The organism is Pseudomonas putida, assembly GCF_002906855.1.
GTDB lineage: Bacteria > Pseudomonadota > Gammaproteobacteria > Pseudomonadales > Pseudomonadaceae > Aquipseudomonas > Aquipseudomonas putida_N.
In genome coordinates, this window is the sequence record NZ_MINI01000048.1 from 271,051 (window position 1) to 292,139 (window position 21,089).

Consider the following 21,089-nt stretch of genomic DNA (forward strand, 5'->3'; position numbering starts at 1 on the left):
CACGGCTGTCGCCATGCCCTAAACTTTTCTAATCTCGCAGATCCGACTCATGAATCGGGTTGGCCCGGCTGGTCGCCCGTTGATACTGCGCAGGCCAAGTGGCTTTGTTACCACCCAGATCATCATCAGCATGCAACGGCCAGTAAGGATCGCGCAGCAGCTCCCGGGCCAGGAAGATCACATCAGCCTGCCCGGTGCGCAGAATATGCTCGGCCTGGGCAGGTTCGGTGATCATGCCGACGGTGCCAGTGGCGATCTCTGCTTCCTTGCGCACGCGCTCTGCAAAGCGAGTCTGGTAACCGGGGCCGGTGGGGATTTCGGCGTTGACCGAAGTGCCGCCGGAGGACACGTCGATAAGGTCAACACCCAACACCCGCAGCCGACGAGCCAGTTCGACGGTTTCATCAGGGTTCCAGCCGTCCTCGACCCAGTCGGTCGCCGATACCCGCACGAACAGCGGCAATTCGGCCGGCCAGACCTTGCGCACGGCCTCCACCACCTGCAGGGTCAGGCGAATACGGTTTTCGAAGCAACTGCCGTATTCGTCACGGCGCTGGTTGCTCAGCGGTGAAAGAAACTGGTGCAGCAGATAACCATGGGCGGCGTGGATCTCGACCACCTTGAAGCCGGCCTTGAGCGCCCGCTCGGTCGAAGCGACGAAGGCATTGATCACGTCCTGGATCTCCTCCTTGCTCAACTCGCGTGGCGGTGTATGCTGCGGGTCGAAGGCGATCTTCGACGGGCCCACTGGCTCCCAGCCGCCGTCTTCGAGCTTCACACTACCCTGCTTGCCCAGCCATGGCCGATAGGTACTGGCCTTGCGCCCGGCGTGGGCCAGCTGGATACCCGGCATGGCACCTTGCGCGGTAATGAAACGGGTGATGCGCTGTAACGGGACGATCTGGTCGTCGTTCCACAAGCCGAGGTCTTCGGCTGTGATGCGGCCATCGGCAGTCACCGCGACGGCTTCGCTGATGACCAGGCCAGCGCCACCCACGGCGCGGCTGCCCAAGTGAACAAGGTGCCAATCGTTGGCCAGGCCATCGATGGCGGAATACTGGCACATCGGCGAGACCGCGATGCGGTTGGGCAGCGTCAGCTGACGCAGGGTGTAAGGCTCGAGCAGCAGGCTCATGAGGGCACCTCCCAAGGACTCCAATGGTGATCCGGCCCGGACACTCAAGTGCACATCCCTGGCCCGGTGCCGGTCATTAATCAGACTAGACCAGATTGGTGGGGGGGAAGGTTCAGTGGGATGGCGAGGTGTTCGCCGAAAGGTTTGCAGCGCCTGTGAGATCGAGCGCCGCGCGGGCGGCGCTCGATTTCCGCAATCCTGCAAGATCCAAGGCAGGCACTTTATGGCCTCAGCGCGCTTCCAAATGCCCTCTTAGCGCCGTTCACTGGAATTTCTGACTGGTCCGACGCACGCGTCAGATGTTTCCTACACATATGAACTGGCGGTGCATAAATAAGGAAAATATCCTACAAGCCCTGTCGACACGCGTCTGATTGTTCCTGAATACGCTGCCACTTAGCCTCTCTGGGTCGCTGGCAGTTCAGCGATCGGGTGTGGAAACCCGCATAAAGCATTTCGGGTTTGTCGTTAATGGCGGCTGTACCCGGAAGGCCGCGTGCCTACCGAGTTTTCCTGAATGCACTCGGGTTTCCACTCCGTGTACAGCTGCCACCTTTCCTATAAGTATAGAAAGCATAGGCAGTGTAACCCCCGACTCAGCCAACAATCGCTGTACCTATACAAGGTAATCAAGACAACTATATATGTTGCAGCGACGCACAACAGGACCAGTATCACTAACCGATCTGAAAACCACCCCACAACGCAACGACCTCAACATGGATATTTGGCAATACTCGCTAAAGCTCATGCGAGAGCTTCCGCCTCGCAAACAAGCAAAAGCCTTGCTGCTTGGTGGGATTCTTAATCTCATCTTAAGTGCTAGCTTTTCACTTATGTGGCGCGAACACAAAAAAACCAGCGAAGAGTCATGGTTGCGAGTTCCGGCATCTCTCACTTCTAAACCTGAAACATGGGACAGTGACAGATCTCTCTACACATTCAGCATCATATTTAAAACTTCAAATGGAAAGCGCTACAACCCTCATCTTTATGCAGAAAAAATTTACTATGATGCAGCGAACCTGGACCGAAATACGCCACTTTTTGTTGACATAGCAACCTCTAAAGGCACTGCAACGGTCCAGCATTTAATCGCTCCTAACGGAATGTTTCTTTATGATTCTGCAATGGCGGCACATGTCACCAATGTAAGAAACCGGGAGACCACACTAGCAGTTATCATTTTCTCATTTAGCGGCATCAGCATCTTGATTGCGGCAGCGGTGATCTACTACCGCCCCAGAAAGGAGTGCAACTGAACCTGAGCAGCACCTGGGAGATCGAGCGCCGCGCGGCCGGCGCTCGAGTTGTGCCCCAGCGCAAAAACCAAGGCAGGCACCTGACGCTAAAGTCAGCGCGGCTCCATATGCGCAATCATCAACTGCACACTCTCATTCCCACGAAACTCATTCACATCCAGCTTGTACGCCAGCTCGACCCAACGCACCGTCGGGTTCGGCCACACCTCGCGGTCAATGCCAAAGGCAATGCCATCCAGCCGCACCGACCCGCACTCGCTCTTGAGCACAACCTTCAAGTGCCGCTCGCCGACCACACGCTGCTCCACCAGTTGGAACACCCCATGGAACAGCGGCTCGGGGAAGTGCTGCCCCCAAGGCCCGGCATTGCGCAGGGCCTTGGCCAGGTCGAGGTGGAATTCCTCCACGGCCAGGCTGCCGTCCGACAGCAGGCGACCGGTCAGGTCCTCTTCGCGCAGCTGGCGCCGGACTTCTTCATCGAAGGCTTCGGCAAAGGCCGGGAAATTGCTTTCGGGCAGAGACAGCCCCGCCGCCATGGCATGCCCGCCGAACTTGCTGATCAGCTGCGGATGGCGCGCCGCCACCGCATCCAGTGCATCGCGAATATGGAAGCCCGGCACCGAACGCGCCGAGCCCTTGAGCATGCCGTCGCCAGCATCGGCGAAGGCGATGGTCGGCCGGTGGTAACGCTCCTTCAGGCGCGAAGCAAGAATCCCGATCACGCCCTGGTGCCAATCGGCATCGAACAGGCACAGGCCATAAGGCATGGACTCGACCGGCAGGTCCTTGAGCTGGGCCAGGGCTTCGCGCTGCATGCCCTGCTCGATCGACTTGCGGTCCTGGTTCAGGTCATCCAGTTGCTGGGCCATGTCCTGGGCCAGTGCTTGGTCTTCGCACAGCAGGCATTCGATGCCCAGGCTCATGTCGTCCAGGCGCCCGGCAGCATTGAGCCGTGGGCCGAGGATGAAACCGAGGTCGGTGGAGGTGATGCGCCGATGGTCGCGCCGCGCCACTTCCAGAATGGCCTTAAGGCCTGGCCGCGCGCGGCCGGCGCGGATACGCTCCAGGCCTTGGTGTACGAGGATGCGGTTGTTGGCATCCAGTGGCACCACGTCGGCGACGCTGCCCAGGGCGACCAGGTCGAGCAGCTCGCCGATATTCGGCTGCGGCTGGGTTTCGTAGCGCCCCAGGCTGCGCAGGCGTGCACGCAGGGCCATGAGCACGTAGAAGATCACCCCGACGCCGGCCAGCGACTTGCTCGGGAAGTCGCAGCCAGGCTGGTTCGGGTTGACGATGGCGTCGGCATCCGGCAACTGCTGGCCCGGCAGGTGATGGTCGGTGACCAGCACCTTGAGCCCGGCCGACTTGGCCGCTGCCACACCTTCGACGCTGGAGATGCCGTTATCGACGGTCACCAGCAGGTCTGGCTGGCGCTCGAGCGCCACCTGGACGATCTCCGGGGTCAGGCCGTAGCCGTATTCGAAGCGGTTGGGCACCAGGTAATCGACATGGGCCGCACCCAGCAGGCGCAGGCCGAGCATGCCGACGGTGCTGGCGGTGGCGCCGTCGGCATCGAAATCGCCGACGATAAGGATGCGCTGGCGCTGGTCGAGGGCTTCGACCAGCAGGTCCACTGCCGCCTCGATGCCCTTGAGCTGCTGGTACGGCAGCAGGCGCGCCAGGCTCTTGTCCAGCTCGGCCTCGGATTGCACGCCGCGGGCGGCGTACAGGCGGGTCAGCAAGGGTGGCAGGTTACCCAGAAATGGCAGGGTCGGCGGCAGCGGGCGAGGTTCGATACGCATGGAGTGCTTCAGCCACGCTCACCGAGCAGCCACTGCAGCTGCACTTCGTGCTGGCCACGGTCATCGGTGACGAACACGGTGCCTTCGCTGATCATCACATCCCACTTGATGGTACGCGGCATGTCGGTGGCCAGGACTTCCAGCACCTCCTGCGGCACGGCGGCGATGCTCAAGTTCTTCAGGCCCTTGACCGCGCTCACCACCTTGCCTTCCCACACGCGCAGGCTGCCGTAGGCGAGCAGGCTGGTGCGCTCGGTGCGGCGCGAGCACCAGGTCAGACGATCGGCATCCGGCTGGCCGACTTCGATCCAGTGCAGGATGCGGTCGTCCAGGCTCTTTTCCCACAGCGCCGCTTCATCCACATCGGACAGGCCACGGCCGAACGAAAGGTTCTCGTTGTACCACAGGGCATAGGCCAGCAGGCGCACGGCCATGCGCTCTTCGGTTTCCGAAGGGTGACGGGCAATGGTCTGGCGGACGTTTTCGTACACGCCACGATCAAGATCGGTCAGGTTCAGTTCGAATTTGTAGGTGGTGGACGGCTGGGCCATGGTCGAGTGGGCTTCGTGCGTAGAGAAAAGTCACCTAGTCTAACCGATCCCGCCTTTGCTTGCGCCGGAGCAGTATCGGCCGCCCCGCACGTATGCTAAAACCACGGCTCTGATCAGTTGCCACGGATGCCTCATGTCTACGCCCAGCAAACCCCTCGCCGGCCTGAAAGTCATCGAGCTCGGCACCCTGATCGCCGGGCCGTTCGCCTCGCGGATCTGCGCCGAATTCGGCGCCGAAGTGATCAAGGTCGAGTCGCCGGACGGCGGTGACCCGCTGCGCAAATGGCGCAAGTTGTACGAGGGCACGTCACTGTGGTGGTTCGTGCAGGCGCGCAACAAGCAGTCGCTGACGCTCAACCTCAAGCACCCCGAAGGCCGCGACGTGCTCAAGCGCCTGCTCGGCGAGGCCGACATCCTGATCGAGAACTTCCGCCCCGGCGTGCTGGAAAAACTCGGCCTGGGCTGGGACGTGCTGCATGCCCTCAACCCTCGCCTGGTCATGGTGCGCCTGTCCGGCTTCGGCCAGACCGGGCCGATGAAGGACCAGCCAGGCTTCGGTGCGGTCGGTGAATCGATGGGCGGGCTGCGCTACATCACCGGCTTCGACGACCGCCCGCCGGTACGCACCGGGATTTCCATCGGTGATTCGATCGCTGCGCTGTGGGGCGTGATTGGCGCGCTGATGGCACTGCGTCATCGCGAAGTCAATGGTGGCCAGGGCCAGGTGGTGGACGTGGCGCTGTACGAGGCGATCTTCGCCATGATGGAAAGCATGGTCCCGGAATTCGACGTGTTCGGCTTCATCCGCGAGCGTACCGGCAACATCATGCCGGGCATCACGCCCTCCTCCATCCACACCAGCGCCGACGGCAAGCATGTGCAGATCGGCGCCAACGGTGACGCCATCTTCAAGCGCTTCATGCAGGCCATCGGCCGCACCGACCTGGCCGACGACCCGAGCCTGGCCAGCAATGACGGCCGCGATGCCAGGCGCGACGAGTTGTACGGGGTGATCGACCGCTGGGCCAACAGCCTGCCGCTGGACCAGTTGATGCAGGTGCTCACAGACGCCGAGGTGCCGGCCAGCCGTATCTACTCGGCCGAGGACATGTTCAGCGACCCGCAGTACCTGGCCCGTGAAATGTTCCTGCAGGCGCGCCTGCCGGACGGCAAGCCGTTCAAGATGCCGGGTATCGTGCCCAAGCTCTCGGAAACCCCAGGTTCTGCCGAATGGGTCGGCCCGGCGCTGGGTGAGCATACCGATACCGTGCTGGCTTCCCTGGGCTACGACCAGGCGGCGATTGCCAGCCTGCGCCAGGCAGGCACGGTCTGAGGCTGCTGCCGATGCGTTGGCTGGCCCTGTGCTGCGCGCTGCTGCTTGCCCTGCTGGTAGCGCCGGCGCAGGCCAAGGAACGCCTGCTGTGGCTGGTGCGCGACCTGCCGCCGTTCACCGTGTTCGAAGGCACGGATAAAGGCCAGGGGGTTATCGACCAGACGCTGCCGCTGCTGATCGAGCAGATGCCCGAGTACGACCACAGCATCGTCCGGGTCAACCGTGCACGCGGGATCCAGATGCTCCAGGACCCATCCAGCTTCACCTGCGACCCGACATTGCTGTGGACTGCGGAGCGGGCGAAGTTCGTGCATTTCTCCCAACCGACGCTCGGCGTGCTGAGCAGCGGTGTGGTGGTGCGCAAGACCGAGCAGGCGCTACTGGCCTCCTATCTGGACGATCAGCAGGTCGACCTCAAAGGCTTGCTCGGTAATACCCGGCTGAAGCTGGGCATCGTCGCCCAACGCAGCTACAGCAGCCAGGTCGACGAGATCCTGCGCCAGCTGCCCGACTCGGCGTTCAGCCGCCATTACGGCAACGATGCCACCGCCAACCTGCTGCAGATGCAACAGCTCGGGCGACTGCAACTGGTATTGGGCTACTGGCCGGAAGTGCGCTACCTGATTCAGCAACATGGTGGCTCACCGGCGGACTATCAGTTCCATCCGATCCAGGGCGTGGACCGCTACCAGTTCCTGCACGTAGGCTGCTCGAACACGCCACTGGGGCGCGCCGCCATCAGCCACATCGACCAGTTGCTACCGGCCCTGCGCCTGAATACCCTGCCCGCCCTTTATGCACACTGGCTTGACCCCGAGCTGCGCATTACCTATCTGGAAGAGAGCAAGCACTTCTTCGAAGAGCGCTAGGCACCACGCAAAAGAAACCCCGGACGCTGGGGAAGACGCCCGGGGCCAATCGAAAGTCCTCATGGACTTCCCGTGACAACCTGCCAGCACCGGAGCTGTGCACTGGCCGGCTGCCCTTGAAGATTATGATAGCCCTCTCAGGCAAAGGTTCCCTGCGGCTGTTGGCGCTGTTGCAATGCCGCGATCACACAGGGCTGCAAGCGCCCTTCGACAATCTGCAGGTCACGGTGCAAGCCGTCTACCAGGTCGATCAACAGGCTTTGCTCCTGCAGCTGGCGTGGGCTGACCGTACGGCGCAAGGCTGTACCGCCGAGGCTGTCATATACGGTCAATTGACGGTTGCCGCTGGCATCCGTGGCACCTAGCTTGGCCTGGTAGGGGGTAAGGGCGTCGTTGAGCAGTCTGCAGATTCTTTCCATCCGGATCACTCGTTTGTAGTGGGACATGAAGGAACTGACCAGCAAACGCAGCGGAAAGTTCGCTGCGCCACGGCTGTGCTAGTGAGCATGCGTGGGCGACGTGACAGTTTGAATACGTTTCAGGGCTTGTTGCCAGCGCCCGACAGGCAGGGGCCAAGGAAGGTCTGCAAGGACCCACAGGCCTTGGCGCCGGGCTTCATGGGCAAGGTTCGGGCTGCCTGTGCTGGCATGGCCGACGAACAGCACGGCACGGGTGCAACAGGCCCGCTCGAGCAGGGGCAGGCCATCGCTCACGGCGTGGTCGAGAATCAGCAGGTCCGCCCGCGGTTGACGGGCCAGGCAGGTGTCGAGATCGGCCAGGTCATGGGCGACGCGCACGCTGAACAGGCCCTGTGCGTTGCAGGCCTGGTGCAGGAGGATCTGGTGGGATGGGCGTGCTTGGTAAATCACCACGTAAGGCTGTCGCATGTACCGCTCCTTGGGGGAAGGACCGGTCACTCTAGGCAAGGCTTCCTGAGCCTTACATAGGACAATTCCGCAAAAGCTTGAGGAAAGCCCTGAAATCTGGGGCTGCTTCGCAGCCCCCGATGCCAATGCGATTACAAAGGCTTGCCGCGATTACCATGCTGGCTGACAAAGGCTTGAACAGCCTTCAGGTCGTTGGCCAGCACGGTGCAACGCTCTTCACGGCTGAACAGGTCGCTCAGGTGCGCTGGCAGCTCCAGCGCCTTGCCCACACCGGCCTTCTCCACCGCTTCCGGGAACTTGACCGGGTGCGCCGTACCCAGCACCACCATCGGCGTGTCCAGGCTGCGGCGGCACTCGCGGGCGGCCTTGACGCCGATCGCGGTGTGCGGGTCGAGCACTTCACCGGTGGCGGCAAACACCTCGGCGATGGTCTCGCAGGTCTGCTCGTCGCTGACTGCCAGCGAATCGAACAACTTGCGCGCTTCGTTCCAGCGGTCCTGCTCGACGCTGAAGCCACCGCCCTGCTTGAAGGTGGCCATCAGCTCGGCCAGCGCCGCGCCGTTGCGGCCGTGCAGGTCGAACAACAGGCGCTCGAAGTTGGACGAAACCATGATGTCCATGGACGGCGACAGGGTCGCGTGCAGGGTTTCCTTGACGTACTGGTTGCCGCTCATGAAGCGGTGCAGGATGTCGTTGCGGTTGGTGGCGACGATCAGCTGGCTGACCGGCAGGCCCATGTTGCGCGCCAGGTAACCGGCAAAGATGTCGCCGAAGTTGCCGGTCGGTACTGAGAACGCCACCGAACGGGCCGGGCCGCCCAGCTGCAGGGCCGCGTGGAAGTAGTAGACAATCTGGGCCATGATCCGCGCCCAGTTGATCGAGTTGACCGCAACCAGGCGGGTGCCCTTGAGGAACGACTGGTCGGCGAAGCTGGCCTTGACCATTTCCTGGCAGTCGTCGAAGTTGCCTTCGATGGCGATGTTGTGGACGTTGTCGCCAAACAGGGTGGTCATCTGGCGGCGCTGTACTTCCGACACACGCTGGTGCGGGTGGAGGATGAAGATGTCGACGTTCTCGCAGCTGCGGCAGCCTTCGATGGCGGCGGAGCCGGTGTCACCGCTGGTGGCGCCAATGATCACCACGCGCTCGTTGCGCTTGGCCAGCACGTGGTCGAGCAGGCGGCCGAGCAGTTGCAGGGCGAAGTCCTTGAACGCCAGGGTCGGGCCGTGGAACAGCTCCAGCACCCACTCGTTGCTGTTCAGTTGACGCAGCGGGGCGACCGCGGCGTGGGCGAACTCGCCGTAGGTTTCTTCGAGGATCTTCTTGAAGTCGGCGTCGGCGATGCTGCCTTCGACAAACGGGCGCATTACCCGGAAGGCCAGCTCGTGGTACGGCAGGCCGGCCCAGGAGGCGATTTCTTCCTGGGTGAAGCGAGGCAGGTTTTCAGGAACGTACAGGCCGCCGTCGCTGGCCAAGCCAGCCAGCAGCACGTCTTCGAAATTCAGGGCAGGAGCCTGGCCGCGGGTACTGATATAGCGCATGGGTGCAAACCTTCGATGCTGAGGCCCGGGCCGCGCTCGCGGCCCGACGGCACTAATTTTGTTAGTTGAGCTGTTCGACGCGGATGCGCACAACCTTGCCGACCACGTCCTGCAGGGCTTCCAGGGCGACGATGGCATCGTTGATGCGCTGCTCGACCACACCGTGGGTCAGCAGGATCATCGGCACCAGGCCGTCCTGCTCCTCGGCTTCCTTCTGCATGATCGACTCGATGTTGATGCCGCGCTCCGACAGGATGCTCGCCACCTGGGCCAGTACGCCAGGGTGGTCCTTGGCCTGGATGCGCAGGTAGTAGGCGCTTTCGCAGGCTTCGATCGGCAGGATCGGGTGGGCCGACAGCGAGTCTGGCTGGAAGGCCAGGTGCGGCACACGGTTTTCCGGGTCGGAAGTCATGGCACGGACCACGTCGACCAGGTCACCCACCACCGACGAAGCGGTCGGTTCCATGCCGGCGCCTGCGCCGTAGTACAGGGTGGAACCTGCGGCGTCGCCGTTGACCATGACCGCGTTCATCACGCCATTGACGTTGGCGATCAGGCGGTCGGCTGGGATCAGCGTCGGGTGCACGCGCAGCTCGATGCCTTCGGCGGTGCGGCGGGCCACACCCAGGTGCTTGATGCGGTAGCCCAGCGCTTCGGCGTAGTTCACGTCAGCGGTGGTCAGCTGGGTGATGCCTTCGGTGTAGGCCTTGTCGAACTGCAGCGGGATACCAAAGGCGATGGACGCCAGGATGGTCAGCTTGTGCGCGGCATCGATGCCTTCTACGTCGAAGGTCGGGTCGGCTTCGGCATAGCCCAGCGCCTGGGCTTCGGCCAGCACGTCAGGGAAGGCGCGGCCTTTCTCGCGCATTTCGGTGAGGATGAAGTTGCCGGTGCCGTTGATGATGCCGGCCAGCCAGTTGATGCGGTTGGCCGACAGGCCTTCGCGGATCGCCTTGATCACCGGGATGCCGCCAGCCACGGCGGCTTCGAAGGCAACGATGACGCCCTTCTCGCGCGCCTTGGCGAAGATCTCGTTACCGTGCACGGCGATCAGCGCCTTGTTGGCGGTCACCACGTGCTTGCCGTTTTCGATCGCCTTGAGCACCAGGTCACGCGCCACGGTGTAGCCACCGATCAACTCGATGACAATGTCGATTTCCGGGTTGCTCGCAACGTCGAACACATCAGCGGTAATGGGGGTACCGGTAATCTGGCAGTTCGGGTTCTGCGAGCGCATGGCAATCTGTGCCACTTCAATACCGCGCCCGGCACGGCGGGCAATCTCCTCGGCGTTGCGCTGAAGTACATTGAAGGTTCCGCCACCGACGGTCCCCAACCCACAGATGCCTACTTTGACCGGTTTCACTGTGAACTCCCCATTGAACGGCCGGCGCCTTCACCGACCGTGAAACATGCCGTCACCCCATGACGACGGCGTATTGAATTGATTACTTGGCAGCTTGCTGCTGGCCATCCAGGGCCAGCTTGGCCACTTGCGGTGCCGGCTGGTAGCCAGGGATCACATGGCCGTTCTCGAGCACGATGGCCGGCGTGCCGTTGACGCCGATCTGCTGGCCCAGCTGGAACTGCTTGCTGACCGGGTTGGTGCACTTGGCAGCCTTGATTTCCTTGCCTTCGACCATCTTGTCCATTGCCGCACGGCGGTCGCTGGAGCACCAGACGGCCTGCAGCTGCTCGTCACCTGGCGAACCGAGGCCCTGGCGCGGGAAGGCGACATAGCGCACTTCGATACCGCGGCGGTTGAGCTCGGGCACTTCGGCGTGCAGCTTGTGGCAGTACGGGCAGGTGGTGTCGGTGAAGACGGTGATGTGCGACTTGGTCTCGCCCTTGGCAGGGTAAACAACGGTCTCGGCGGCCGGAATGCCGTTGATGAGCTTGGCGACGCCCTGACGCTCGGTCTTTTCGGTCAGGTTGACCGGCTTGCCGTCCTGCAGCTGGTACAGGTAGCCCTGCATGACGTACTGGCCGTCGGCGCTGGCATACAGCACACGGCCGCCCTGCAGCTTGACTTCATAGAGGCCATTGAGCGGGCTGCTGCCGACGCTTTCAACCGGTACTTCGAGTTCGAGGTTCTGCAACGACTTGCGGATCGCCTGCTCGGCGCTGGCATTGCTGTCGGCCGCGGCAACGGCAAAGGTACTGGCCAGCGCCAACACGGCGGCGGCGAAAATCTGGGTCACGCGCATGGGGAACTCCTGGAGGCGGACAGGGGCCGGAGGGCGTCACCTGCAAAAAAATCGCGGCGACCGTACGGCCCTTGATGCAAACCGCCCAAGCCTACCACATCACGCTGCTGATGAAGGGGCCTACAAGGACCAGTCGGCGGAACATGAAAAACATTCATCCACGTGGATGGTGCTGGGCGTGCAGTTGCTGCAGGCGCGCCTTGGCCACGTGGGTGTAGATCTGCGTGGTGGACAGGTCGCTATGGCCTAGCAGCATCTGCACCACGCGCAGGTCGGCGCCGTGGTTGAGCAGGTGCGTGGCGAAGGCGTGGCGCAGGGTATGCGGCGACAGGGGCTTGTCGATGCAGGCCACCCGCGCCTGGTGCTTGATGCGGTGCCAAAAGGTCTGCCGGGTCATCTGCTCGCCGCGCTGGCTGGGGAACAGTACATCGCTGGGGCGGCCGTTGAGCAGTTCGGCGCGGCCATCACGCAGGTAGCGCTCCAGCCACACCACCGCCTCCTCGCCCATCGGCACCAGACGCTCCTTGCTGCCCTTGCCCATCACCCGCAGCACGCCCTGGCGCAGGTTGACCTGGTCGAGGGTCAGGCTGACCAGCTCGGTCACCCGCAAGCCACAGGCATAAAGCACTTCGAGCATGGCGCGGTCGCGCTGGCCGATGGCCTCGCCCAGGTCCGGCGCCTGCAGCAGGGCTTCGACGTCGGCTTCCGACAGCGATTTAGGCAATGGCCGACCCAGTTGCGGCATATCGACCTGCAGGGTCGGGTCGACGGTGACCAGCTTTTCCCGCAGCAGGTAGCGGAAAAAGCCGCGCAGGCCGGAAAGAAAGCGCGCCGTAGAGCGTGGCTTGTAGCCCTGGTCGAGACGCCAGGCCAGGTGATCCAGGATCAGTTCGCGACCAGCGTCCGGCAAACTCACCGAATGCTCCTGCAACCAGCCATTGAACAGCGCCAGGTCACTACGATAGGAGACACGGGTATTGTCGGACAGGCCTTTTTCAAGCCACAGGGCGTCGAGGAACTGGTCGATCAGGGGGTGGTCGAGGGCAGGCATGAAAACTCGGTGGCAAACGACGAAATGGCGCTTAGTCTTTCATAACAGCGCTGGCATAGGGAGCCCATATGAACGAACAGCAGATTCTTCTGAGTGTGGGCGGCATAGGCGCGGCTGCGCTTGCCTGCCAGTGGCTGGCGTGGCGCCTGAAACTGCCCGCCATCCTGTTCCTGTTGCTGTGCGGGATCGTCGCTGGCCCCGTGCTGGGCTGGCTGTCGCCTGAAGCGCTGTTCGGCCCGCTGCTGATGCCCCTGGTGTCGCTGGCCGTGGCACTGATCCTGTTCGAAGGTAGCCTGACCCTGCATGTCTCGCAGTGGCGGGAGATCGGCAGCGTGGTGCATCGCCTGGTCACGATCGGGGCGCTGACCACCTGGCTGGTGATCGCCCTGGCCACCCACTGGCTGCTGGCGTTCGAATGGCCTCTGGCAATCCTGTTCGGCGCCCTGACCCTGGTGACCGGGCCCACGGTGATCGTGCCCATGCTGCGCGTGGTACGGCCGAACGCGACGATCGCCAACATCCTGCGCTGGGAAGGCATCGTCATCGACCCGATCGGCGCACTGCTGGCCGTGGTGGTCTACAGCTTCATCATCGCCAGCGGCGACGGCCTGAGCCAGAGCCTGATCACCTTCGCCGCGGTGATCCTGTGCGGCTGCGCACTGGGTGCAGCCGGTGGCTGGCTGTTGGGGCAGGTGATGCGCGAGCAGTGGCTCCCGGAATACCTGCACAACCTGGCGTCCCTGGCTGCGGTGCTGGGCATCTTCATAGCTGCCAACCTGATCGTCCACGAGTCCGGGCTGCTGGCGGTGACTGTAATGGGCATGTGGCTGGCGAACATGCGCGGGGTCGATGTGCGGCAGATCCTGCACTTCAAGGAAAACCTCAGCGTCCTGCTGATTTCCGGGCTGTTCATCCTGCTCGCCGCCCGCCTCGACCTGCAGGCCCTGTTGTCCCTGGGCCCGGCGGTGCTCGCCTTGCTATTGGTGATTCAGTTGCTGGCTAGGCCGCTGAACGTGCTGGTGTCCACTGCCGGGTCGGCGCTGAACTGGCGCGAACGCGCCCTGCTGGCCTGGATAGCACCGCGCGGCATCGTCGCCGCTGCGGTTTCGGCCGTGTTTGCCATCCGCCTGGACCAGCAAGGCCACGCCTCGGCCTTGTTGCTGGTGCCGCTGACCTTCGCCGTGATCATCGGTACGGTCGTATTGCAGAGCGCTACTGCCCGCCCATTGGCGCGGCTGCTCAAGGTTGCAGAGCCCGCGCCCAGCGGCTTTCTGCTGGTGGGCGCCAACCCGCCAGCGCGCACGCTGGCCAAAGCCTTGCAACAGCTCGGCTGCCGCGTCCTGCTGACCGATTCAAGCTGGGAAAACATACGGGCCGCGCGCATGGATGGCCTGCCAACCTACTTTGGCAACCCGGCCTCGCAGCACGCCGACGCGCATCTGGACCTGGTGGGCCTCGGCCATCTGCTGGGGCTGTCGCCGGCTGGCGAACTCAACGCACTGGCGTGCGCACGGTTTCGCCATGATTTCGGCCACAAGCGGCTGTTCGTGCTGGCCAGCGGGCTGGAGAACCGGCGCAGTGACAAGCATCGGGCCAGCGAAGAACACCGGGGGCAGTTGCTCGGTTCAAGCCCCATGACCTATCTGCAACTGGCCAACCGCCTGCTCGCGGGGGGCGAACTGTTCAGCACCACGCTCACCGAAGCCTTCGGCTGGCAGCAGTATTTGGCGCTGCATGGCGACCGGGCGACCTTGCTGTTCGCCCGCGACCCCCACGGCTGGGTGCATGTCGCCTGCCCGGACGCCCCGCTCACCCCTCAGGCAGGCTGGACGCTGGTGTCGCTGATCGACCCGGAACCGCAAACGCCCCAGTCAGCAACCGACCAGGCGCTGGCTGACCCATGAGGCTCAGTTGCCGGGCAGTACCGGCACCGGGCGCTTGTCCTCGTCGATGGCGACAAAGCTGAATACCCCGTGGATTGCCCGCTCGCGGCCATCCAGGTACATGTTTTCGACGAACACATCCACCTGCACCTGTAGGCTGGTGTTACCGACTTTGACCACCGTACCCACCAGTTCGACGATCGAGCCCGCCGGGATCGGGTGCTTGAAGTCGATACGATCGGTGGACACGGTCACCAGCGGCAGCCGGCAAAAGCGCGTGGCGGCAATGAACGACACTTCGTCCATCCAGGCCAGCGCGGTGCCGCCGAACAGGGTGTTGTGGTGGTTGGTGGTGTTGGGGAACACCGCTTTGGTCACGCGGGTCACCGACAGCTCGGTGCGGCGCTGGATTTCCTGGTCTCGGCTGGTCATATCCGTCACTTTTCACAGGTTTCAGAAAGCAAAAAAGCAGCCCGAAGGCTGCTTTTTTCTCGCTAGGCGGCCTTGGCCACCGGGCAAACTGCACTCAGGACAGTTTTTCCTTGATGCGAGCGGCTTTGCCGGACAGGTCGCGCAGGTAGTACAGCTTGGCTTTACGCACGTCACCACGACGTTTCACGGCCAGGCTGTCGATCTGCGGGCTGTAGGTCTGGAAGGTACGCTCAACGCCTACGCCGCTGGAGATCTTGCGCACGGTGAAGGCGCTGTTCAGACCGCGGTTACGCTTGGCGATGACAACGCCTTCGAACGCCTGCAGACGGGAACGATCACCTTCCTTCACTTTAACCTGGACGACGATGGTGTCGCCTGGTGCGAAGGTCGGGATTTCCTTGCTCATCTGCTCGGCTTCGAGCTGCTGGATGATCTTGTTGGTCATGCTGTGCTCCTAAGATGGATACTTGATCCACCATCGATACGTTTAACTATCGTCCCGCTCGCGGAGATATTCCTCGAGCAGCTTCTTCTCTTCTCCAGAAAGCGAGCGACTTTCCAGAAGATCGGCGCGTCGTTCGAAGGTCCTACCAAGGGACTGCTTCATCCGCCATCGCCGGATATGTGCATGGTTGCCACTTAGCAACACGTCGGGAACACGCTGATCCGCATACACCTCAGGTCGGGTGTAGTGCGGGCAATCCAGCAGACCGTCGGTGAAAGAGTCTTCCTCCGCCGAGTCCACATGCCCTAAAGCTCCGGGCAGCAGCCGCGTAACCGCATCGATCAGTACCATGGCCGGCAGCTCGCCACCGGAAAGCACATAGTCACCAATCGACCACTCCTCATCGACATGAGCCTCGATAAAGCGCTCGTCGATGCCTTCATAACGACCGGCGATCAGGATCAACGATTCCTGTTCGGCCAGGCCTTTGACCGCCTGCTGAGTCAGCTTGCGGCCTTGTGGCGAAAGATAGATCACCTTCGCCGCTGCTCCGGTCGCTTGCCTGGCGCTAACCAGGGCGTCTTCCAGAGGCTTGATTTTCATCACCATGCCCGGACCACCGCCAAACGGCCGATCATCTACCGTGTGGTGACGATCTGTGGTGTAGTCCCGCGGGTTCCAGCAAGTCACCTGAAGCAACCCCTGTTTCACCGCGCGGCTGGTAATGCCGTACTCTGTGATGGCCGAGAACATCTCGGGGAACAGCGTGATGACGTCTACGCGAAGGTTACCCATCGTTTAGAAGTCCGCGTCCCATTCAACCCGCATCACGCCTGCTTCCAGGTCGATATCGAGCACGCATTGCGCCGTATAGGGCAACAGACGCTCGCGATCATCCAGGCTGCCTGCGCAGGGCTTGACCACCATTACATCGTTCGCACCGGTCTCCAACAGGTGATCGACCTTGCCGAACAGTTGTTCGTCCTGGTTGATGACCTTCAGACCCACCAACTGGTACCAGTAGTACTCGTCGGCAGCCAGGTTGGGCAAAAGGCTCCGCGGGATGCAGATTTCGTAACCACTCAGAAGACGGGCTTCATCGCGATCATCGAGGCCTTTCAGTTTCACGACCAGGCCCTTTTGGGAGCCACGACCGCTGACCAGCTCGACCTGCTTTACCTTGCCTTCGTGCCGAAGCGTCCAGCGTGGAAAATCCAACAGGTTTTCAATCGGATCGGTAAAGGAATACACCTTCACCTCGCCGCGAACGCCGTGAACCGAAAAAATCTTGCCAACGACGATGAGGTCGTCAGCCTTTTCTGGCGTCGCGTTCATACTGTTTAGGCGGCAGCCTTGGCAGCGTCCTTCAGCAGCTGAGCAACGCGCTCAGACGGCTGTGCGCCCTGGCTCAGCCAGTAGGAAACGCGCTCTTGGTTGACCGACAGCTTGACTTCGGCGCCCGATGCGATCGGGTTGAAGAAGCCTACGCGCTCAACGAAACGGCCGTCACGGGCGTTACGCGAGTTGGTCACGGTCAGGTGGTAGAATGGGCGCTTTTTCGAGCCGCCACGGGCAAGACGAATGGTTACCATGTGAACATTGTTCCTATAGTCGGTGCTGCAAATCTGAATGCCAAATAGGCACACGGGTGCCCAAAAGGCCGCATATTCTCGGGGAATACACGGACATTTGCAAATGCCTTTTTCGGCAGAGCCCTGCCCTACCGTCCAGATTTGCCGGTTAAGCCACGCAATCCGTGGCCGTTACCCCGCCAAAGCGGGGGTTCCGGGCGCCCACCTCTGTAAAGGCAGGCGCCCAAAATAGGGGGTTACAGCTTCGGCATGCCGCCGCCCGGCAGCATCCCGCCAAGGCCGCGCATCATCTTGGCCATGCCGCCCTTGGCGGAGAATTTCTTCATCATCTTCTGCATCTGCTTGTGCTGCTTGATCAGCCGGCCGATGTCCTGCACCTGGGTGCCGGAGCCGAGGGCGATGCGGCGCTTGCGCGAACCGCTGATCAGGTCAGGGTCGCGACGCTCGGCCGGGGTCATCGAGTTGATGATCGCTTCCATCTGCTTGAACTGCTTCTCGGCCGCGCCCTGGGCGTTACCCATCTGCGACAGGTTGACCCCGCCGATGCTTGGCAGCTTGTCCATCAGGCCGCCGAGGCCGCCCATGTTCTTCATCTGCTGCAGCTGGTCGCGGAAGTCTTCGAGGTCGAAGCCCTTGCCCTTCTTCAGCTTCTTGGCCAGCTTGTCGGCCTTGGCCTTGTCGATGTTCTGCTCGGCCTGCTCGATCAGGCTGAGCACGTCGCCCATGCCGAGGATGCGCGAAGCGACACGGTCCGGGTGGAAGGGTTCGAGGGCTTCGGTCTTCTCGCCCATACCGATGAACTTGATCGGCTTGCCAGTGATGGCGCGCACCGACAGCGCGGCACCGCCACGGGCGTCACCGTCGACCTTGGTCAGTACCACGCCGGTCAGCGGCAGCGCTTCGCCGAACGCCTTGGCGGTGTTGGCGGCATCCTGGCCGGTCATGGCGTCGACCACGAACAGGGTCTCGATCGGCTTGACTGCGGCATGCAGGGCCTTGATCTCGTCCATCATGTCGGCGTCGATGTGCAGGCGACCGGCGGTGTCGACGATGACCACGTCGATGAACTTGAGCTTGGCTTCGCGGATCGCCGCTTCGGCGATGGCCACCGGCTTCTGGCTGATGTCGGACGGGAAGAAGGTCACGCCGATGTCGTTGGCCAGGGTTTCCAGCTGCTTGATCGCCGCCGGGCGATAGACGTCGGCGGACACCACCATCACGCTTTTCTTCTTGCGCTCCTTGAGGAAGCGCGCCAGCTTGCCGGCGGTGGTGGTCTTACCGGCGCCCTGCAGGCCGGCCATCAGCACCACGGCCGGCGGCGCGGCGTTCAGGGCGAGGTCTTCGTTGGCCGCACCCATCAGGCTTTCCAGCTCGGCCTGGACGATCTTCACGAACGCCTGGCCCGGGGTCAGGCTGCGCGATACCTCGGTGCCGACCGCACGTTCCTTGACGCTGTTGACGAAATCCTTGACCACCGGCAGGGCAACGTCGGCCTCGAGCAGGGCCATGCGCACTTCGCGCAACGTGTCCTTGATGTTGTCTTCAGTCAGCTTGGCCTTGCCGGTGACATGGCGCAGCGTCTGTGACAGGCGGTCGGTCAGGTTTTCGAACATGGTGATCCTTTCAGGCCCAGTAAAAGCCGAGGTTTGTCAGGCGCCTGTGGGGGAAATGCACACCCGCCAGGCACAGCAAGGCGGCGATTATAACGAAGTGCGACGGCGGCGCACACCTCGCTGCCGATCGGTCTGGATGGCCGGTGGCGTTCTATGCCAAACTCCGTCTCTTTCAGGGCTCTGCAACCAGGACTTATGGTTTCCTCACCCAGCCTCATCCCCAACCTGATCGCCGCCGGCTTATATATAGCTGCGGCCATCTATCAGGGCGCCCACCTGGCCCAGGGCCGCAAGGCCGACAAACGCCTGCTTGGCCTGCTCGGCGCACTCGCCGTGGTCGCCCAGGGTGGCGCACTGTTCTTCCAGCTGATCACCCCGCTGGGGCTGAGCCTGGACTTCTTCAGCGCCGCCAGCCTGATCGCCGTGGCGGTCATCGCCCTGACGCTGGTGGCCTGCCTGCGCATCCCGGTGGAAAACCTGCTGGTGCTGCTGTTCCCGCTCGGCGCCGTCACCGCACTGCTGGCGCAGTTCGCGCCACCCGGCACGGTGCCGCTGATCGACGAAGAGCCGGGCATCCTCGCGCACATCCTGTTGTCGATCCTGGCCTATGGCCTGTTCACCATCGCGGTGTTCCAGTCGCTGCTGTTGCTGCTGCAGGACCGCCAGCTGAAGAACAAGCACCCGTCCGGCCTGATCCGCAACTTCCCGCCGCTGCAAACCATGGAGAGCCTGCTGTTCGGCTTCCTCTGGGCCGGCTGGTGCCTGCTCTCGCTGTCGCTGATTTCCGGCTGGCTGTTCCTCGAGAACCTGTTCGCCCAGCACCTGGTGCACAAGACCTCGCTGGCCTGCATCGCCTGGATCGTATTCAGCGTGCTGCTGTGGGGACGCACCCGCCTCGGCTGGCGCGGGCACAAGGCGATCCGCTGGACCCTGGCCGGTTTCTGCCTGCTGATGCTGGCCTATTTCGGCAGCAAGCTGGTTCGCGAATTCATCCTGCATATCTGACGGCCGCCCATGGACACCCTGCCGTACGCACCGCTACTCGGCATTCTGGCACTGGCGCTACTGTGGTCGGCGTTGTTCACCGCCGTCGACGCCGCCCGCCTGCAACTCAATGGTTCGCTGCGCAATGGCGATGATGGCAAGCCGCCGCTGCCAGCCCAGGCCCTGGTGCTGTGCGCCAGCCTGGGCAAACTGTTGGTGCTGGGCCTGGCCTGCCTGATCGGCCAACGCCAGAGCGGCGAACACGGCTTCTGGCTGGCTGGCCTGGCCGCCGTAGCGGCCCTGCTGGTGTTCGCCGAATTCCTGCCGCGGCGCCTGGCCCGGCGCAACCCGCAGGCCTTCGTCAGCCTTGGCCTGAGCCTGCGCCCGTTTCCCCTCGCCCTGCTGCAACCCTTGGCGTGCCTGTTCGACGGCATCGCCAAGCTGATCCTGCGGCCGTTCCGCGTGCAGCCCACGGCGGTGGCCCTGCATCCGCAGGAAGATAATGACTTCGACGTGGACGACGAACATGAAGTGCCACGCCACGGCCTGCTGGACGGCCTGCAGTCGCTGGACAAGATCACCGTCAACGACATCCTGGTGCCACGCAACGAGGTCGACGGCATCAACCTCGACGACCCCATCGAGCACATCATCGAGCAACTGATCGTCAGCCGGCACACGCGTCTGCCGGTGTACCACAACGACATCAATCAGGTTGAAGCGATCCTCAATACCAAGCTCATCAGCCACCTGCTGTCCAAGGCCGAGCTGACCCTGGAGCAATTGCAGGGTGCCTGCTACGAGCCCTACTTCGTGCCGGAAAGCACGCCCCTGCAGATGCAGCTGCTGAATTTCCACAAGCAACAGCGGCGCCTGGGCGTGGTGGTGGACGAGTATGGCGAGGTGCTGGGCATCGTCACCCTGGAAGACATCCTCGAAGAGATCGTCGGCGAATTCGAGGACGAACAGAGCCTGGACAACCCGCATGTACACCCACAGCCCGACGGTACCTTCGTCATCGAAGGCACCGCCTCGCTGCGCGAAATCAACCGCACCCTGGGCTGGCACCTGCCCTGCGACGGCGGCCCGAAAACCCTCAACGGGCTGGTCACCGAAGCCCTCGAAAGCATTCCGGAAAGCGCCGTTTGCCTGAAGATCGGCCGCTATCGCCTGGAAATCCTCGAAACAGAGGACAATTGCGCCAGCAAGGTACTGGTGTGGACCGTGACCCGATAGCTATACTCGGGTCACGCTTACCCAGCCCCGCCGTTCCGCCCGCTACCCGCACCCGGCGCCACACGGCCAGTCCGCTCCACTGACACGCCCCGCGGTCCTGCTTCAACACCCCGAACAGAGCCCGCTCCCACCCCTACCCTCCTGGGCTGGTGTCAGTCGCGCGAACACAACAACAATACGCTCCGGCGTCCGCCAAGCCGTGCCTGCCTTCAACGCCTGCACAGGCCGTGGACAATGCCATGGAGCGGACCAGACTGTTAGGGACC

21 protein-coding genes are annotated in these 21,089 nt (G+C 62.8%); 6 read left to right on the forward strand and 15 right to left on the reverse strand.

Going from position 1 to position 21,089, the window contains the following annotated elements; all coding sequences use genetic code 11:
• Positions 1 to 28: 28 nt before the first annotated feature.
• Positions 29 to 1,135 carry an NADH:flavin oxidoreductase/NADH oxidase gene (locus BGP85_RS24005; RefSeq protein WP_103445449.1) on the reverse strand — a complete coding sequence of 369 codons (1,107 nt, stop codon included), beginning with the start codon at positions 1,133 to 1,135 and terminating at the stop codon, positions 29 to 31.
• Between the two features lie 644 nt (positions 1,136 to 1,779).
• Here BGP85_RS24005 and BGP85_RS28775 point away from each other — a divergent pair.
• Positions 1,780 to 2,397, forward strand: a complete 618-nt coding sequence (locus tag BGP85_RS28775) for a hypothetical protein (RefSeq protein ID WP_146049000.1) — start codon at positions 1,780 to 1,782, stop codon at positions 2,395 to 2,397.
• A 92-nt stretch (positions 2,398 to 2,489) separates the two neighbouring features.
• Here BGP85_RS28775 and recJ read toward each other — a convergent pair whose 3' ends face one another.
• Both recJ and BGP85_RS24015 read right to left on the reverse strand, forming a co-directional pair.
• Positions 2,490 to 4,199: a single-stranded-DNA-specific exonuclease RecJ gene (recJ, locus tag BGP85_RS24010; protein ID WP_103445450.1), complete on the reverse strand. Its 1,710-nt coding sequence runs from the start codon at positions 4,197 to 4,199 to the stop codon at positions 2,490 to 2,492.
• 8 nt (positions 4,200 to 4,207) lie between these two features.
• Positions 4,208 to 4,750, reverse strand: coding sequence for a YaeQ family protein (locus BGP85_RS24015; RefSeq protein ID WP_103445451.1), 543 nt, complete (start codon positions 4,748 to 4,750; stop codon positions 4,208 to 4,210).
• Between the two features lie 133 nt (positions 4,751 to 4,883).
• On the opposite strand from BGP85_RS24015, the gene BGP85_RS24020 reads away from it, so the two are divergent.
• Together BGP85_RS24020 and BGP85_RS24025 are read left to right on the forward strand one after the other, a co-directional pair.
• Complete coding sequence (locus tag BGP85_RS24020) at positions 4,884 to 6,083, forward strand: CaiB/BaiF CoA transferase family protein (RefSeq protein ID WP_103445452.1); 1,200 nt, start codon at positions 4,884 to 4,886, stop codon at positions 6,081 to 6,083.
• An 11-nt stretch (positions 6,084 to 6,094) separates the two neighbouring features.
• The gene (locus BGP85_RS24025) at positions 6,095 to 6,952 is read left to right on the forward strand and encodes a TIGR02285 family protein (protein WP_103445453.1); all 858 of its coding nucleotides are present in this window, start codon (positions 6,095 to 6,097) and stop codon (positions 6,950 to 6,952) included.
• Between the two features lie 137 nt (positions 6,953 to 7,089).
• On the opposite strand, the gene BGP85_RS24030 is transcribed toward BGP85_RS24025, so the two are convergent.
• The 6 genes from BGP85_RS24030 to xerD form a co-directional block, all read right to left on the reverse strand.
• Positions 7,090 to 7,371, reverse strand: a complete 282-nt coding sequence (locus BGP85_RS24030) for a DUF3509 domain-containing protein (protein ID WP_103445454.1) — start codon at positions 7,369 to 7,371, stop codon at positions 7,090 to 7,092.
• Between the two features lie 78 nt (positions 7,372 to 7,449).
• On the reverse strand, positions 7,450 to 7,839 hold the full coding sequence (locus BGP85_RS24035) for a histidine kinase (RefSeq protein WP_103445455.1): 390 nt from the start codon (positions 7,837 to 7,839) through the stop codon (positions 7,450 to 7,452).
• A gap of 131 nt (positions 7,840 to 7,970) precedes the next feature.
• A complete protein-coding gene (gene thrC / locus BGP85_RS24040; protein WP_103445456.1) occupies positions 7,971 to 9,380 on the reverse strand; it encodes a threonine synthase in 1,410 nt (469 codons plus the stop codon).
• Between the two features lie 61 nt (positions 9,381 to 9,441).
• Positions 9,442 to 10,746, reverse strand: coding sequence for a homoserine dehydrogenase (locus tag BGP85_RS24045; protein WP_099815331.1), 1,305 nt, complete (start codon positions 10,744 to 10,746; stop codon positions 9,442 to 9,444).
• An 82-nt stretch (positions 10,747 to 10,828) separates the two neighbouring features.
• Positions 10,829 to 11,587, reverse strand: a complete 759-nt coding sequence (locus BGP85_RS24050; protein ID WP_103445457.1) for a thioredoxin fold domain-containing protein — start codon at positions 11,585 to 11,587, stop codon at positions 10,829 to 10,831.
• A 154-nt stretch (positions 11,588 to 11,741) separates the two neighbouring features.
• The gene (gene xerD / locus BGP85_RS24055) at positions 11,742 to 12,638 is read right to left on the reverse strand and encodes a site-specific tyrosine recombinase XerD (RefSeq protein WP_103445458.1); all 897 of its coding nucleotides are present in this window, start codon (positions 12,636 to 12,638) and stop codon (positions 11,742 to 11,744) included.
• A gap of 68 nt (positions 12,639 to 12,706) precedes the next feature.
• On the opposite strand from xerD, the gene BGP85_RS24060 reads away from it, so the two are divergent.
• Entirely contained in the window at positions 12,707 to 14,542 is a 1,836-nt protein-coding gene (locus BGP85_RS24060; RefSeq protein ID WP_103445459.1) for a cation:proton antiporter, read from the forward strand.
• Between the two features lie 3 nt (positions 14,543 to 14,545).
• Here BGP85_RS24060 and BGP85_RS24065 read toward each other — a convergent pair whose 3' ends face one another.
• The 6 genes from BGP85_RS24065 to ffh all read right to left on the reverse strand — a co-directional run bounded on the left by BGP85_RS24065 (position 14,546) and on the right by ffh (position 18,603).
• Positions 14,546 to 14,953: an acyl-CoA thioesterase gene (locus BGP85_RS24065; protein WP_103445460.1), complete on the reverse strand. Its 408-nt coding sequence runs from the start codon at positions 14,951 to 14,953 to the stop codon at positions 14,546 to 14,548.
• A 94-nt stretch (positions 14,954 to 15,047) separates the two neighbouring features.
• Positions 15,048 to 15,398: a 50S ribosomal protein L19 gene (gene rplS / locus BGP85_RS24070; protein WP_023629812.1), complete on the reverse strand. Its 351-nt coding sequence runs from the start codon at positions 15,396 to 15,398 to the stop codon at positions 15,048 to 15,050.
• Between the two features lie 42 nt (positions 15,399 to 15,440).
• Positions 15,441 to 16,193, reverse strand: coding sequence for a tRNA (guanosine(37)-N1)-methyltransferase TrmD (gene trmD, locus BGP85_RS24075; RefSeq protein ID WP_003252146.1), 753 nt, complete (start codon positions 16,191 to 16,193; stop codon positions 15,441 to 15,443).
• Positions 16,194 to 16,196: 3 nt separating this feature from the next.
• Positions 16,197 to 16,733 (reverse strand): ribosome maturation factor RimM, encoded by a 537-nt coding sequence (gene rimM / locus BGP85_RS24080; protein WP_103445461.1) that lies wholly within the window; start codon positions 16,731 to 16,733, stop codon positions 16,197 to 16,199.
• Between the two features lie 5 nt (positions 16,734 to 16,738).
• Positions 16,739 to 16,990 (reverse strand): 30S ribosomal protein S16, encoded by a 252-nt coding sequence (gene rpsP, locus BGP85_RS24085; RefSeq protein WP_027920106.1) that lies wholly within the window; start codon positions 16,988 to 16,990, stop codon positions 16,739 to 16,741.
• A 236-nt stretch (positions 16,991 to 17,226) separates the two neighbouring features.
• Positions 17,227 to 18,603 carry a signal recognition particle protein gene (ffh, locus tag BGP85_RS24090; RefSeq protein WP_103445462.1) on the reverse strand — a complete coding sequence of 459 codons (1,377 nt, stop codon included), beginning with the start codon at positions 18,601 to 18,603 and terminating at the stop codon, positions 17,227 to 17,229.
• A gap of 195 nt (positions 18,604 to 18,798) precedes the next feature.
• On the opposite strand from ffh, the gene BGP85_RS24095 reads away from it, so the two are divergent.
• Together BGP85_RS24095 and BGP85_RS24100 are read left to right on the forward strand one after the other, a co-directional pair.
• Entirely contained in the window at positions 18,799 to 19,608 is an 810-nt protein-coding gene (locus BGP85_RS24095; protein ID WP_103445463.1) for a cytochrome C assembly family protein, read from the forward strand.
• Between the two features lie 9 nt (positions 19,609 to 19,617).
• Positions 19,618 to 20,823, forward strand: a complete 1,206-nt coding sequence (locus BGP85_RS24100) for a transporter associated domain-containing protein (protein WP_103445464.1) — start codon at positions 19,618 to 19,620, stop codon at positions 20,821 to 20,823.
• The last annotated feature ends 266 nt before the right edge of the window (positions 20,824 to 21,089 follow it).

Coding starts and splice junctions, on each gene's coding strand:
- BGP85_RS24005 (WP_103445449.1), bottom strand. CDS start 1,135: ATGAGCCTGCTGCTCGAGCCTTACACCCTGCGTCAGCTGACGCTGCCC.
- BGP85_RS28775 (WP_146049000.1), top strand. CDS start 1,780: ATGTTGCAGCGACGCACAACAGGACCAGTATCACTAACCGATCTGAAA.
- recJ (WP_103445450.1), bottom strand. CDS start 4,199: ATGCGTATCGAACCTCGCCCGCTGCCGCCGACCCTGCCATTTCTGGGT.
- BGP85_RS24015 (WP_103445451.1), bottom strand. CDS start 4,750: ATGGCCCAGCCGTCCACCACCTACAAATTCGAACTGAACCTGACCGAT.
- BGP85_RS24020 (WP_103445452.1), top strand. CDS start 4,884: ATGTCTACGCCCAGCAAACCCCTCGCCGGCCTGAAAGTCATCGAGCTC.
- BGP85_RS24025 (WP_103445453.1), top strand. CDS start 6,095: ATGCGTTGGCTGGCCCTGTGCTGCGCGCTGCTGCTTGCCCTGCTGGTA.
- BGP85_RS24030 (WP_103445454.1), bottom strand. CDS start 7,371: ATGGAAAGAATCTGCAGACTGCTCAACGACGCCCTTACCCCCTACCAG.
- BGP85_RS24035 (WP_103445455.1), bottom strand. CDS start 7,839: ATGCGACAGCCTTACGTGGTGATTTACCAAGCACGCCCATCCCACCAG.
- thrC (WP_103445456.1), bottom strand. CDS start 9,380: ATGCGCTATATCAGTACCCGCGGCCAGGCTCCTGCCCTGAATTTCGAA.
- BGP85_RS24050 (WP_103445457.1), bottom strand. CDS start 11,587: ATGCGCGTGACCCAGATTTTCGCCGCCGCCGTGTTGGCGCTGGCCAGT.
- xerD (WP_103445458.1), bottom strand. CDS start 12,638: ATGCCTGCCCTCGACCACCCCCTGATCGACCAGTTCCTCGACGCCCTG.
- BGP85_RS24060 (WP_103445459.1), top strand. CDS start 12,707: ATGAACGAACAGCAGATTCTTCTGAGTGTGGGCGGCATAGGCGCGGCT.
- BGP85_RS24065 (WP_103445460.1), bottom strand. CDS start 14,953: ATGACCAGCCGAGACCAGGAAATCCAGCGCCGCACCGAGCTGTCGGTG.
- rplS (WP_023629812.1), bottom strand. CDS start 15,398: ATGACCAACAAGATCATCCAGCAGCTCGAAGCCGAGCAGATGAGCAAG.
- trmD (WP_003252146.1), bottom strand. CDS start 16,193: ATGGGTAACCTTCGCGTAGACGTCATCACGCTGTTCCCCGAGATGTTC.
- rimM (WP_103445461.1), bottom strand. CDS start 16,733: ATGAACGCGACGCCAGAAAAGGCTGACGACCTCATCGTCGTTGGCAAG.
- rpsP (WP_027920106.1), bottom strand. CDS start 16,990: ATGGTAACCATTCGTCTTGCCCGTGGCGGCTCGAAAAAGCGCCCATTC.
- ffh (WP_103445462.1), bottom strand. CDS start 18,603: ATGTTCGAAAACCTGACCGACCGCCTGTCACAGACGCTGCGCCATGTC.
- BGP85_RS24095 (WP_103445463.1), top strand. CDS start 18,799: ATGGTTTCCTCACCCAGCCTCATCCCCAACCTGATCGCCGCCGGCTTA.
- BGP85_RS24100 (WP_103445464.1), top strand. CDS start 19,618: ATGGACACCCTGCCGTACGCACCGCTACTCGGCATTCTGGCACTGGCG.